Here is a 12,663-nt window from a genome sequence, read left to right on the forward strand (position 1 = left end):
TTTCTACGCGGCCGCTATCCGAACCGCTCCGCCGCCCAGGCATACAGGCTGCCCGGAATCGGCTTTTCGCCGCCACGGCCCTTGGGCGAGATGTGCAGGCCGATGATCTCGGGATTGGTGACGAGGCCGAGATAGCTCGATGGATCGAAGAACAGTTTTGGCTCGGCATGCACGGCGTAGAACGATTGCTTGGGTAGCGCGTAAGCGAGCTCGCCGGTGCGACGCGCGAGCGCGGTCAGTGCCGCCGGTCCGTAGATCGCCACGCGAATGTCCGAGAGACGGTTCGAGCCGCCGCGGAGGCGGCGCATCGCGAAGGTGACGCGGTGGCGCACGGACAGCCAGTTCGGCGTCAGTTCCTCCTGCTCCATCAGCTCCTCGAAGGCCGCGACGATGCCGTGCCCGGCCGGCAGGTAGATCACGGAATTGCCGAGTTGGCGCGGCCGCTCCCAGGCGAAATAGGGTTTTGCCGGATCGATCTCGACGGGCTTCAGCAGCAGCACGTCGGCATCGAGCCAGAGGCCGAGGCCCTTCGCCATCAGCTTCATGCGGAAGAAGTCGCTGAACTGCAGCGTGGTCCAGTCGCGCCAGCTGCCGTCCGGCTGCGGCGGCCGCAATCGTTCGGAGAAGGCGTGCGGCAGGATCGCTTCGGCATCCGCATTCGCGATGCCTGCAGGCAGGCCCGGAATGGTGTCGAAGCTATAGACCGTGACCTTGTGGCCGGCAGCCAGCTGCGAGCGCAGACAGGTCTGGCGCAGGGCGTCCATCGGACCATGCCAGAAGGTGACGATGTCGGGCAGCATGCGCGAGCTATAAGGATAGTCAGAGCAAAGAAAAAGCCCCGGCGCGGTCAGCACCGGGGCTCGAACCAGAAAAGCGATCTCAGGCCCAGGCGCGTTCGCGCTTGAGCTTCTCCTCATAGCTGTCGATCGAGGCCTTCTTTTCCATCGTCAGGCCGATGTCGTCGAGGCCGTTGATCAGGCAGTGCTTGCGGAACGGATCGATCTCGAATTTGACCTTGCCGCCGTCGGGACCGCGGATTTCCTGGTTGGGCAGGTCGATCGTCAGCGTCGCGTTGGCGCCGCGCTCAGCGTCGTCGAACAGCTTGTCGAGATCTTCCTGCGAGACGCGGATCGGCAGAATGCCGTTCTTGAAGCAGTTGTTGTAGAAGATGTCGCCGAACGAGGTCGAGATCACGCAGCGGATGCCGAAGTCGAGCAGCGCCCAGGGCGCGTGCTCGCGGCTCGACCCGCAGCCGAAATTGTCGCCGGCCACCAGCACCTTGGCGTTGCGATAGGCCGGCTGGTTCAGCACGAAATCGGGATTCTCGCTGCCGTCGTCCTTGTAGCGCTGCTCGGAGAAGAGCCCCTTGCCAAGGCCGGTGCGCTTGATGGTCTTGAGGTACTGCTTCGGAATGATCATGTCGGTGTCGACATTGATGATCTTCAGCGGCGCCGCGACGCCTTCCAGCGTGGTGAACTTGTCCATGGTTGCGCTTCCCGGATGGGTCTAGGGGAACAGGTGTTTATCGCGATCGGGCTGGAAATCCTAGGCCGAATTCGGCAGATCTCGTCTGCTGGCGGGTTTGAGGCTGGACTGGTGCGGCATCGGGATTGCACCTCTCCCGCTTGCGGGGGGAGGTCGACGCGCGCACCGCGGCGGGTGGGGGCTCTCTCCTCTAGGGGACTTTCCCGCTGTGGAGACACCCTCTCCCCAGCCCTCCCCCGCAAGCGGGCGAGGGAGCGCACCGTCTTTGTGCGGCCCTCAATCCGCCTTCGCCTCAATCGCGGCCATATCGTCGTCCGACAGACCGAAATGGTGGCCGATCTCGTGGATCAGGACGTGGCGGACGATGTGGCCGAGGGTCTCGTCGTGCTCGGCCCAATAGTCCAGGATCGGTCGACGGTAGAGCCAGACCATGTTGGGCAGCCGCGCCACGTCGCCGAAACTCTGCTGCGGCAGGCCGATGCCCTGGAACAGGCCGAGCAGGTCGAACTCGCTCTCGCATTGCATCTCGTCCAGCACCTCATCGGTCGGGAAGTCGTCGACGCGGATGATGACGCCCTCGCAGAGCTTGCGAAACTCCGCCGGCAGGCGCTCGAAGATGTCGTGCGCCGTCGCTTCCATCTCGGCCAGTGAGGGCGCTTTCAATTCCGTCCACATGGGGTTCTCTTACCGCGGGTTCCGCGGCGATGCATCTGGCTTTATAAGCCCGGCGAGGTTGACGAGCGCCGCCAAAACGGGGAGCGTGGGACCTCGAATGGGACGTTTCAAGTGGGCGGAAAAATGCGAGCGAAAACAGCGCTGACGCTACTGTGCATGGGGTTGTTTTCGCAGTTTTGCGTTGGCGCCGAGGCGCAGACCGCCCCCGAGATCCGTCTCGCCCAGGCCGCCTCGCCGGACGACGTTCCCCCGCCGCGCAAGCGGGCCCCGGCACGCCTGCGCGTCACGCCCTATTACAGCCCGGACGGTGTCTATCCGCGCTACAATCCGGGCCCCGACGCAGTCCGCGTGTGCAACGCCACCTATGTGCAGGAGTACCGCCCGAGCGGCACGGTGATCGTGCCGCGTGTGAGCTGTTACTGGCGCCGGGGCTGATGCCAGGTTCACTGCCCGCGCCAACGAACGGTGGCCTCGTGGGGGTCGTCATGGCGAGATGGATTGCATTAGCCGTTGCCGTCGCGCTTGCCGCCGGTCTGCCGCGCGCTTCCACTGCGCGAAGGGTGCCGGAGGCCGCGGCCGGGATCGCGGTTTTCGATGTGCGACGACACGCGCGAACCCATGACATGGTGCGGCCGGCTGCGCGCCATGATCCACGCTATTACGCGCGGCCGGTCCACTACCGTCCCTATCCCTACGCGGTGCCTGCTCCCTTCGTGTTCGGCTACGGGCCGTGGTGGTGACGCGTTAGCGGTCTGGCGCAAATCCCTTGACCAGAAGTACCGTCGCCTGCGCACCCGCTTTGCGGTCGCGCGAGATTTCCTCGTAGTCTGGTGCGTTCGAGAAGGCGAGGAACGCAGCCTCATCCGGGAATGACATCATGACAATCTTGTCATGCGGCCATGCGCCTTCGAGCACGCGCGGATGTTCGTCCGCGGCGAGCAGCTTTCCGCCATACTTCTTGAACACGTCGAAGAAGCGCGCCTGATAACGGTCATAGGCCGCGCGGTCTGTCATCTTCAATTGCGCAATCGCGTAGACAGTCATTTCCAAAAAACTCCTTCCGTCGCGGCACTGCGTCGCATCGCGAAGCCCAGCGTCGTTCATTCATGGGGCGTTCACATCGGTCTCCTCAGTCTAATCCAGGGAGCGACCGCAATTGAACAGCGTTTGGCGCGGCCAAGACGTCGCGCCGCAACTGCGCTGTCCAGATTTAGGGAGGATTCTATGCTGAGGACATCAGGTCTCAAGGCAAGCCCGATGCGCTTGCTCGGAATTGCGGCCGCCACGGCGCTGATGCTGTCGGCCGGCACCGCGCGTCGCGCTGAAGCACTCACGTTGATCAATCCGGCCACGTCGCCCGCGACGAAGGCTGCAGCCGACGATCTCGTCACGCAGGTTAGCCACGGCGGCGGGCACGGCGGACATGGTGGCGGCTTTCACGGCGGAGGCTTCCGCGGTGGCGGCTTCCATGGCGGCGGAGGACATATCGGCGGCTTCCGCGGCGGTGGATTTCGTGGCGGCCATATCGGCGCCTTCCGCGCCGCGCCGGCCTTTCACAGCCATATCGGCGGCTATCGCTATGGCGGCGTTCGCTACGGCGGCTATGGCGGCTATCACCGTCACTGGGGCTATCACCGCCCCTATTACGGCTACCGTCACTTCCACCGGCGCTATTATTATGGCGGCTATTATCCCTACTACCATTATCCGCGCCGCTGCCGGATCATCTGGACCTATTACGGCCCGCGCCGCGTTTGCCGCTGGCCCCGCTGGCACTATCCGTACCGGTATTGGTGATGTGAGTTAGCACCGTCATTCCGGGGCGATGCGAAGCATCGAACCCGGAATCTCGAGATTCCGGGTCTGGCGCTTCCGCGCCACCCCGGAATGACAGCGTGGCCTACAGCCAATCCTTCAGCTTCCACGACGCGGATTTCCACCGCCGCAAATTCTCAAGCTTCCATTGCCTGAACATCGCCGGCGGCCAGCGGCTGAGCTTCGAGGTTTCCTCGACCTCGGGCTTGGCAACGATGCGCAGCGGCGTTGCGCGCCGGCGGTGCTGGCGCGTGGCCTCGCTGATCAAATCGACATATTCCGGCTTGTCGGCCATGGCTTGCGTCCTCGCGAAATCCGCGAGGACGCAATGTCGGCGCTGCCGATTAAGGGCAGCTTGCCGCGATCGCTATAATTGCAGGGAGCAGCTCAGCGCCAGTCCCTGACGTCGACGAAGTGACCCGCGATCGCCGCCGCTGCCGCCATCGCCGGCGACACCAGATGGGTGCGGCCCTTGAAGCCCTGACGGCCTTCGAAGTTGCGGTTCGAGGTCGAGGCGCAGCGCTCTTCCGGCTTCAGCTTGTCCGGGTTCATGGCGAGGCACATCGAGCAGCCCGGCTCGCGCCACTCGAAGCCGGCCTTGATGAAGATCTTGTCGAGACCTTCAGCTTCGGCCTGCTCCTTCACGATGCCCGAGCCCGGCACCACCATCGCATTGACGTGGCCAGAGACCTGCTTGCCTTCCGCGATCTTGGCGGCGGCGCGCAAATCCTCGATCCGGCCATTGGTGCAGGAGCCGATGAAGACGCGGTCGAGCTTGATGTCGGTGATCTTCGTTCCCGCCGTCAGGCCCATATACTTGAGCGCACGATGCTTGGAGATGCGCTTGGCCTCGTCCTCGATCTTGTCGGGGTCGGGCACGATGCCGGTCACCGAGATGACGTCCTCCGGGCTCGTGCCCCAGGTCACGATCGGCGGCAGCTTTGCGGCGTCGAGCCGCAGCTCGTGGTCGAAATGCGCGCCTTCGTCGGAACGCAGTGTCTCCCAATAGCGCATTGCCGCGTCCCAGGCCGCGCCCTTCGGCGCCTTCGGCCGGTCGCGCAGGAAGTCGTAGGCCTTCTGGTCGGGTGCGACGAGACCGGCGCGGGCGCCGCCTTCAATCGACATGTTGCAGACCGTCATGCGGCCTTCCATGCTGAGCGCGCGGATCGCTTCGCCCGCATATTCCAGCACGTAGCCGGTGCCGCCGGCGGTGCCGATCTCACCGATGATGGCCAGGATGATGTCCTTGCCCGTCACGCCGTCAGGCAATTTGCCATCGACGGTGACGCGCATGTTCTTCGCTTTTTTCTGGATCAGCGTCTGCGTCGCCAGCACGTGCTCGACCTCGCTCGTGCCGATGCCATGCGCGAGCGCGCCGAACGCGCCGTGCGTCGAGGTGTGGCTGTCACCGCAGACGATGGTGGTGCCGGGCAGCGTAAAGCCCTGCTCGGGGCCGATGACGTGAACGATGCCCTGGCGCTTATCGAACTCGTTGTAATATTCGATGCCGAATTCCTTGGCGTTCTCAGCCAGCGCCTTGATCTGCTCGATGCTTTCCGGGTCCGGGTTCGGCTTGGTGCGGTCGGTGGTCGGCACGTTGTGATCGACGACGGCGAGCGTCTTCTCGGGCGCGTGCACCTTGCGACCCGTGGCGCGCAGGCCTTCGAACGCCTGCGGCGAGGTCACCTCGTGCACCAGGTGGCGATCGATATAGAGCAGGCAGGTGCCGTCCTCGGCTTCGTGCACCAGATGGTCGTTCCAGATCTTGTCGTACAATGTGGTCGGCTTGGACATGAGCGTCAGCTCCGAAGGAATGCTGTGTAAGCGGATAGGCGCACTTGGCGCGTGGGCAACAAAATCGTCGGCGCAGCTTTTAAGCTGCGCGCGTAAGCTCTGACGTTGCCGAGGTCGCGAAGCGTCCGAAGAACCGGCCAGGCAGCCGCGAGCGATCGTCGATGACGATGCGCTTGACGGGGGCGAGGCTGGTCAGATCTGGAAACATTCTAGAGATATATAGCACGCGGAAGTTAAAGCGCGAGAGCTTAGCGGCGTCGTCATTGCGACCGCAGCGAAGCAATCCAGAAATGCGTCCGCGGAGACAGTCTGGATTGCTTCGTCGCAAGGGCTCCTCGCAATGACAGCGCGGGGAAACAAAAAAAGCGCGGAGCCGAGCCCCGCGCTTTTCGAAACTTGCCTGGTGGCGAAGCTTACTCGCCGACGGCAGCCGCGCGGTCCTGCTTCTCGACGATGCGGGCCGACTTGCCGCGAAGGTTGCGGAGGTAATAGAGCTTGGCGCGGCGCACCTTGCCGCGGCGCACCACCTTGATCGAGTCGATCATCGGCGACATCACCGGGAACACACGCTCCACGCCCTCGCCATAGGAGATCTTGCGCACGGTGAAGCTCTCGTTGAGGCCACCGCCGGAACGGCCGATGCAGACGCCTTCATAGGCCTGCACGCGGGTGCGGTCGCCTTCGACGACCTTCACGTTGACGATCACCGTGTCGCCGGGGCCGAATTCCGGGATGTCCTTGCCGGCGGACAGCTTGTCGAATTGCTCTTGTTCGAGCTGCTTGATCAGGTTCATGGGTAAATCTCCATCGGCGCGCCCAGCCTTTTCAACGGGGGCTGCGCGAAATTCGTCTATCCAGCCATTGCGGATGTGGCCGCTCCTATAAGGCAAGCCGGAGCGTTTGTCACCCGTCCGTCTTGTTTTTTGGCGTTTTTTGGCGCCCGGCCCGATTCGGGGCCTTGCTCGGGATCTGGGCCCACAAATCCGGCCGCCGGGCCGCCGTCAACGCCTCGGATTGCGCCCGCCGCCAAGCCGCGACCTTGGCGTGGTCGCCGGAGGTCAGGATCTCCGGGATCGGAGCCCCTTCGAACAGCTGCGGGCGGGTGTATTGCGGGTATTCGAGCAGGCCGTCCGAAAAGCTTTCCTCGGTTCCCGAGGTCTCCTTGCCCATCACCCCCGGCAGCAGCCGGACGCAGGCGTCAATCACGGCTAACGCGGCGATTTCGCCCCCGGACAGCACGTAATCGCCGATCGAGACCTCCTCCAGGCCTCTCCCGTCGATTACCCGCTGGTCCACCCCCTCGAACCGTCCGCAGACGATGAGAGGGCCGGGACCCCTGGCCAGTTCCACAACGCGGGCCTGGGTCAATGGCCGACCGCGCGGGCTCATCAGCAGACGGGGCCGATCCGGGCTGATTTCAGCGGCATCGATGGCGGCGGCCAGGACATCCGCCCGCAGCACCATGCCCGGCCCGCCGCCGGCCGGGGTGTCGTCGACGCTGCGGTGACGGTCGGTGGCGGAGGCCCGGATGTCCCGCGCCTCGAGTTGCCAAAGCCCGCCCGCCAGCGCCCGGCCGGCCAGGCTCACGCCGAGCGGCCCGGGAAACATGTCCGGAAACAGCGTCAGCACCGTCGCGCGCCAGGGTGAGGGGGTGGTCATTGCATCTCAATTACCTTCGCCGGGACGACTAGCGGTAGGGTCCTCGCCCTGAATCTCCTGCGGCAGGGCGATGACCACACGCCCGCCGGCGATATCGACCTCAGGCACCACCGCGTTGGAGAACGGCAGCAGCAGCGTCGTGCCCATGAGCGGAGCGATCTCGATGATGTCGCCGGCGCCGAAATTATGGATCGCGAGCACGCGGCCGAGCGCCTCGCCGCCCGTGGTGACGGCGGCGAGCCCGATCAGGTCGGTGTGGTAATATTCGTCCGCGTCGGTCGCGGGCAGCTTGTCGCGCGGGACGTAGAGCTCGATGCCGTTGAGCCGTTCGGCCTCATCGCGGGTCGTGACCCCCGTGAACGTCGCGACGAGATGATCTTTGGCCTCGCGCGCCGTTGCGACCTCAAACTGGCGCTTGCCGTCCTTGGACAGCAGCGGACCGTAGCGCCTGATAGCAAAGGGATCTTCGGTGAAGGTCCACAATTTGACCGCACCGCGCACCCCGTGCGCGGCGCCGATCCGCGCGACGCAGACCAGCGCCGGCATGGTCTGGCCTTAACCCTTCGCGGCGGCTTCGGCCTGCGCCTTGCGCTCCTTGCGCGGCACGGCCTTCTGCGGGTTGTTGCGCGCTTCGCGCTTCTTGACGCCGGCGGCGTCGAGGAAGCGAGACACGCGGTCCGACGGCTGCGCGCCCTTGGCGACCCAGGCCTTCACCTTCTCCATGTCGAGCTTGAGGCGGGCCTCGTTGTCCTTCGGCAGCAGCGGGTTGAAATAACCGAGACGCTCGATGAAGCGGCCATCGCGCGGAAAGCGCGAATCGGCGACGACGACATGATAGACGGGACGCTTCTTGGTGCCTGCACGGGCGAGGCGGATAACGACGGACATCAAGTTCTCCTTCAAAGTACAGTCTGTTGGGTTGATTGGTATTCCGCGTTGCGCGGGACGCTTGCGATCCCGTGCGACGAATTCCTCATTTCTTCTTGCCCGGGAAATCGCCGAGGCCCGGCAGCATCGGCTTGCCGCTGAGCCCAGTCAGTCCGGGAACGTTGGGCAGGCCGGTGCGAAGACCAGCCGGCAAATCCTTCGGCAGGCTCGGCAGGCCCTGTCCGCCGCCGCTCTGCATCTTCTCCTGAAGAGCCTTCATCTCTTCCGGAGACGGCATCTTCATGCCGCCGCCAAAGCCCATGGCCTGCGCGATGCCGGCGAGCGGGCCGCGCTTGCCCGAGCCCATGGCCTTCATCACGTCGGCCATGTTCCGGTGCATCTTCAGGAGCTTGTTCACGTGCTGGACGCTCTGGCCGCTCCCTGCAGCGATGCGCTTCTTGCGGCTCGCTTTCAGGACGTCGGGGTGACGGCGCTCCTCGCGCGTCATGGAATCGATGATCGCGACCTGGCGCTTCAGGATCTTGTCGTCGATGCCGGCGGCCGCGATCGGGTTCTTCATCTTGGAGATGCCGGGCATCATGCCCATTAGCCCGCTGATGCCGCCCATGTTGGACATCTGCAACAGCTGCTCGCGCATGTCGTTGAGGTCGAACTGACCCTTGCGCATGCGCTCGGCGGTGCGCGCGGCCTTCTCGGCGTCGATGTTGGCGGCGGCGCGCTCGACCAGCGAGACGACGTCGCCCATGCCGAGGATGCGGCCGGCGATACGATCAGGATGGAAATCCTCCAGCGCATCGGTCTTTTCGCCGGTGCCGATCAGCTTGATCGGCTTGCCGGTGACGGCGCGCATCGACAGCGCGGCGCCACCGCGGCCGTCGCCGTCGACGCGGGTCAGCACGATACCGGTGAGGCCGACGCGCTGATCGAACGAGCGCGCGAGATTCACGGCGTCCTGGCCCGTGAGGCTGTCGGCGACCAGCAGCACTTCATGCGGATTGGCCGCGGCTTTGATCGCGGCCGCCTCCGCCATCATCTCTTCGTCGAGCGTGGTGCGGCCGGCGGTATCGAGCAGCACGATGTCGTAGCCGCCGAGCTTGCCGGCCTCCAGCGCGCGCTTCGCGATCTGCGGCGGCTGCTGGCCTGCGACGATGGGGAGCGTTGGAATGTCGAGATCGCGGCCGAGCACGGCCAGTTGCTCCATCGCCGCCGGGCGATAGACGTCGAGCGAAGCCATCAGCACCTTGCGCTTGTCGCGCTGGACCAGGCGGCGGGCGAGCTTGGCGGTGGTGGTGGTCTTACCGGAGCCTTGCAGGCCGACCATCATGATCGGCACCGGCGGCACGGAATTGACGTCGATGGTCTGGCTTTCGGCGCCGAGCGTGTTGATCAGCTCGTCATGGACGATCTTGACCACCATCTGGCCTGGTGTGACCGACTTGACGACGGTAGCGCCGATCGCCTGCTCACGGACGCGTTCGGTGAAGCTGCGCACCACCTCCAACGCGACATCGGCCTCCAGCAGCGCGCGGCGCACCTCGCGCATCGCGGCGTCGACGTCCTTTTCGGTCAGCGCCCCGCGCCCCGTCAGACGATCGAGGATGCCGCCAAGCCGTTCCGACAGATTGTCGAACAATGCACTTGTCCTGTTGCTGCGCCGTGAGGGGGCGCTTCGTTATTCCCGTGTCATGCCCGCGAAGGCGGGGCATGACCTCTTCCTTGGACAGACGATCTTCCAAACACCTTTGCGCCCGAGGGCGCACAGCGCTGTCGGGCGTTGACCTCCGGCCTCCAGGGCCAGTCGGCGGGTCGAAAAGAAAGCCTTTCCGAGAAAGTGGCGGGGTTAAACGCCGCTCACGCCCAAAAGTCAAGGAAAGTTAGGGTGCCGCGGCGCCTTTGCCAGGACAAGGTCCTGAAATTTAGTGCCCTTTTGCCGGGTGGTTCCATTTCCTAGGGCTGCCCATATAGAAGGCCATGACTGACCTCCGCTATCATCCCTGAGCCGCCGTGCCGATCACCCGCCGTCGCCTGTTCGGACTGCTTGCCGGGGCCGGCGCGCTCGTCGCAATTCCGTCCCTTTGGATGTCTCGCATGAAAACCTATGATGGTCCGGCCTCCGACCATTTCAACGGTCTGCACTTCTTCGATCCCGACGGCGCGCCGCCGAAATCGCTTCGAGAGGTGCTGCGCTGGCAATTCGGCGGCAAGCGGCAGCGCGCGGAATGGCCGGATTGGGCCCCCAGCCCCCATGCCGACACCCCGCCGGCGCGGGTCGACGGCGACAAGGTGCGGCTCTCCTTCGTCGGCCACGCCAGCTGGCTGATCCAGACCGGCGGCCTCAACATCCTGGTCGATCCCGTCTGGTCGATGCGGGTCTCGCCGGTCGCCTGGGCCGGGCCGAAGCGGCACAACGATCCCGGCATTGCCTTCGAACGTTTGCCCAAGATCGACGTCGTGCTGGTCTCGCACGGCCACTACGATCACCTGGACATCTCGACGCTATCGCGGCTCGCCAAGAACTTTGCGCCGCGCGTCGTCACCCCGCTCGGCAACGACGTGACGATTCGAAGCTGGGATCCCACGATCAAGGTGGAGGCGTTCGACTGGCACGACCGCGTCGAGCTCGGTGGCGGCATCGCCGTGCATCTGGTTCCGACCCGGCACTGGACGGCGCGCGGTGTGTTCGATCGCAACAAGGCGCTATGGGCGAGCTTCGTGCTGGAGACGCCGGCCGGCAAGATCTACGTCGTCTGCGATTCCGGCTATGGCGAGGGCAGGCATTTCCGCCGCGTCGCGGAGAAGCATGGGCCGCTGCGGCTTGCGATCCTTCCCATCGGTGCCTACGAGCCGCGCTGGTTCATGCGTGACCAGCACATGAATCCGGAAGATGCCGTGAAGGCGCTCGCGGATTGCGGCGCGCAGGAAGCGCTCGGGCATCATCACGGCACGTTCCAGCTGACGGATGAGGCAATCGATGCGCCGGCAAAGGCGCTGGTCGAAGCGCTGGATGCTGCGAAGATTCCGCAAGAGCGGTTCGTGGCGATGCTGCCGGGACAGGTGGTGGAGATTTAGCGTGCCGGCAAACTGCTCGTGCCCCGGAGGTGCATCCGGGACACCAGTCATTGCTCTTTCGGCTTGATCGCCCAGCTCACATTCACCGTCACCGTCAGCGTCTCCTCGCCGGGCGCGACGGCTGCGGGTGCAGCCATCGGAGCCGCAGCGACGCGGCCTTTGAACAGCGGCACCGGGCCGCCACCCTCGGTGACGCTGAGCGGCGCCCCTAGCGTGACGCCGGTGGCTTTGGCGTAAATCTCCGCCTTGCGGCGGGCATCAGCGACTGCCTGCTCGCGCGCATCATCGAGCAGTTTCGAGGCCTGCGTCACCTCGAAGGAGATATTGCCGATGTCGTTGGCGCCGGCGCTGACCAGCGTGTCGATGATGCCTGCGACTTTGGTCACGTCGCGAATTTTCACGGTGACACGGTTGGAGGCGCGGAAGCCGACCACGGGCGAGGCGCCGGTGGATTTGTTCTGGCCGTATTGCGGCTGGAGCGACAGGCGCGAGGTCTGATAATCCTTCTCGGCAATCCCGGCGCCCTTCAGCGCCAGCAGCACCTTGCCCATCGCGGCGTTGTTGGCATCGGAGGCTTCCTTCGCCGTTTTGGCATCGTTGGCGACCCCGGCGTCGATCTGCGCGAGATCGGGGGCGGCGGAAATCGTGGCTTCGCCGCTCACCGAAATGGCTGACGGAAAATCGTCGGCGCGGGCGGGGGCCGCCAGCAGCGTTGCGGCGAAAACGGCGGCGAGTGGAGCAAAAAGGACGGCAAGCTTTTTCATCATTCTCACTTCAGCGGCACGAAAACGTTGATCACGAGCTTGTCCTCGGCCGTCTTCAGGGGATCGGTGAGGTACTCCTCGATGAAGGTATCCTTGGCTTCCAGCCTCTTGTCGTCGAGGTGATTGGTGATCGCCTCATAGGTGTTGTCCATGTTGTCGTAGGAGCCGCGATGGACGAATTTAAGCGCCTTGCCCTCCGGCGATTTGCCGATGCTCATGTCCTTGGGCAGGTTCTTCGGATCCTGCTCGACCGGGATCTCGGCGAGGAAGGTGAAGCCGGTGTCGTCGGTGGAGGTGTAGACGATCATCGAATTGCCGGCATGCTTGATGCCCTGCTTGTCCAGGAGCGTGTTCAGCGCCTTGAAGGCGTCGATCAGGGTGTCGAAGGCCGAGTCCCAATTGGCAGTGCCCTTGACCATCACGACCTTCTTGGGCTCGAGCACGGTCTCGAGGCCAAACGGATCGGCAGTCTGTACCGGGGCGGGGGTGGCGGCCGCCGCCCCCGCCCAACCCC

At 64.7% G+C, this 12,663-nt stretch carries 17 protein-coding genes; 4 read left to right on the forward strand and 13 right to left on the reverse strand.

Going from position 1 to position 12,663, the window contains the following annotated elements:
- Positions 1-14: 14 nt before the first annotated feature.
- The 3 genes from IVB01_RS16065 to IVB01_RS16075 form a co-directional block, all read right to left on the reverse strand.
- On the reverse strand, positions 15-800 hold the full coding sequence (locus IVB01_RS16065; protein ID WP_247280346.1) for a capsular polysaccharide synthesis protein: 786 nt from the start codon (positions 798-800) through the stop codon (positions 15-17).
- A 79-nt stretch (positions 801-879) separates the two neighbouring features.
- Positions 880-1,485 carry a 3-isopropylmalate dehydratase small subunit gene (gene leuD, locus IVB01_RS16070; RefSeq protein ID WP_061880161.1) on the reverse strand — a complete coding sequence of 202 codons (606 nt, stop codon included), beginning with the start codon at positions 1,483-1,485 and terminating at the stop codon, positions 880-882.
- A gap of 276 nt (positions 1,486-1,761) precedes the next feature.
- Complete coding sequence (locus tag IVB01_RS16075; RefSeq protein ID WP_247280345.1) at positions 1,762-2,160, reverse strand: metallopeptidase family protein; 399 nt, start codon at positions 2,158-2,160, stop codon at positions 1,762-1,764.
- Between the two features lie 156 nt (positions 2,161-2,316).
- On the opposite strand from IVB01_RS16075, the gene IVB01_RS16080 reads away from it, so the two are divergent.
- Together IVB01_RS16080 and IVB01_RS16085 are read left to right on the forward strand one after the other, a co-directional pair.
- Positions 2,317-2,595 carry a hypothetical protein gene (locus IVB01_RS16080; protein WP_247280362.1) on the forward strand — a complete coding sequence of 93 codons (279 nt, stop codon included), beginning with the start codon at positions 2,317-2,319 and terminating at the stop codon, positions 2,593-2,595.
- Between the two features lie 50 nt (positions 2,596-2,645).
- The gene (locus tag IVB01_RS16085; RefSeq protein ID WP_247421246.1) at positions 2,646-2,900 is read left to right on the forward strand and encodes a hypothetical protein; all 255 of its coding nucleotides are present in this window, start codon (positions 2,646-2,648) and stop codon (positions 2,898-2,900) included.
- A gap of 4 nt (positions 2,901-2,904) precedes the next feature.
- Here the strand turns inward: IVB01_RS16085 and IVB01_RS16090 are convergent, their stop codons facing one another.
- Complete coding sequence (locus IVB01_RS16090) at positions 2,905-3,204, reverse strand: DUF1330 domain-containing protein (protein ID WP_247280343.1); 300 nt, start codon at positions 3,202-3,204, stop codon at positions 2,905-2,907.
- A 180-nt stretch (positions 3,205-3,384) separates the two neighbouring features.
- Here IVB01_RS16090 and IVB01_RS16095 point away from each other — a divergent pair, with 180 nt between their 5' ends.
- Entirely contained in the window at positions 3,385-3,957 is a 573-nt protein-coding gene (locus tag IVB01_RS16095) for a hypothetical protein (protein WP_247280342.1), read from the forward strand.
- 103 nt (positions 3,958-4,060) lie between these two features.
- Here IVB01_RS16095 and IVB01_RS16100 read toward each other — a convergent pair whose 3' ends face one another.
- The 7 genes from IVB01_RS16100 to ffh form a co-directional block, all read right to left on the reverse strand.
- Positions 4,061-4,270, reverse strand: coding sequence for a hypothetical protein (locus IVB01_RS16100; protein ID WP_247280341.1), 210 nt, complete (start codon positions 4,268-4,270; stop codon positions 4,061-4,063).
- Positions 4,271-4,362: 92 nt separating this feature from the next.
- The gene (leuC, locus tag IVB01_RS16105; RefSeq protein WP_247280340.1) at positions 4,363-5,769 is read right to left on the reverse strand and encodes a 3-isopropylmalate dehydratase large subunit; all 1,407 of its coding nucleotides are present in this window, start codon (positions 5,767-5,769) and stop codon (positions 4,363-4,365) included.
- Positions 5,770-6,182: 413 nt separating this feature from the next.
- The gene (rplS, locus tag IVB01_RS16110; protein ID WP_027573014.1) at positions 6,183-6,563 is read right to left on the reverse strand and encodes a 50S ribosomal protein L19; all 381 of its coding nucleotides are present in this window, start codon (positions 6,561-6,563) and stop codon (positions 6,183-6,185) included.
- Between the two features lie 109 nt (positions 6,564-6,672).
- Positions 6,673-7,428 (reverse strand): tRNA (guanosine(37)-N1)-methyltransferase TrmD, encoded by a 756-nt coding sequence (gene trmD, locus IVB01_RS16115; RefSeq protein ID WP_247280339.1) that lies wholly within the window; start codon positions 7,426-7,428, stop codon positions 6,673-6,675.
- A gap of 6 nt (positions 7,429-7,434) precedes the next feature.
- Complete coding sequence (rimM, locus tag IVB01_RS16120) at positions 7,435-7,974, reverse strand: ribosome maturation factor RimM (protein ID WP_247280338.1); 540 nt, start codon at positions 7,972-7,974, stop codon at positions 7,435-7,437.
- 9 nt (positions 7,975-7,983) lie between these two features.
- Complete coding sequence (gene rpsP, locus IVB01_RS16125) at positions 7,984-8,316, reverse strand: 30S ribosomal protein S16 (protein WP_011083313.1); 333 nt, start codon at positions 8,314-8,316, stop codon at positions 7,984-7,986.
- 85 nt (positions 8,317-8,401) lie between these two features.
- Positions 8,402-9,949 (reverse strand): signal recognition particle protein, encoded by a 1,548-nt coding sequence (gene ffh, locus IVB01_RS16130; RefSeq protein WP_247494688.1) that lies wholly within the window; start codon positions 9,947-9,949, stop codon positions 8,402-8,404.
- A gap of 371 nt (positions 9,950-10,320) precedes the next feature.
- Here ffh and IVB01_RS16135 point away from each other — a divergent pair, with 371 nt between their 5' ends.
- Positions 10,321-11,385 (forward strand): MBL fold metallo-hydrolase, encoded by a 1,065-nt coding sequence (locus IVB01_RS16135; protein WP_247280336.1) that lies wholly within the window; start codon positions 10,321-10,323, stop codon positions 11,383-11,385.
- Between the two features lie 47 nt (positions 11,386-11,432).
- On the opposite strand, the gene IVB01_RS16140 is transcribed toward IVB01_RS16135, so the two are convergent.
- Positions 11,433-12,149, reverse strand: coding sequence for an SIMPL domain-containing protein (locus IVB01_RS16140; RefSeq protein ID WP_247280361.1), 717 nt, complete (start codon positions 12,147-12,149; stop codon positions 11,433-11,435).
- Positions 12,150-12,154: 5 nt separating this feature from the next.
- Positions 12,155-12,663 (reverse strand): GyrI-like domain-containing protein (locus IVB01_RS16145; RefSeq protein ID WP_247494689.1); only part of this gene is annotated, 509 nt, incomplete at its 5' end.

Origin of the sequence: Bradyrhizobium sp. 164 (assembly GCF_023073715.1) — a bacterium.
Taxonomy (GTDB): domain Bacteria; phylum Pseudomonadota; class Alphaproteobacteria; order Rhizobiales; family Xanthobacteraceae; genus Bradyrhizobium.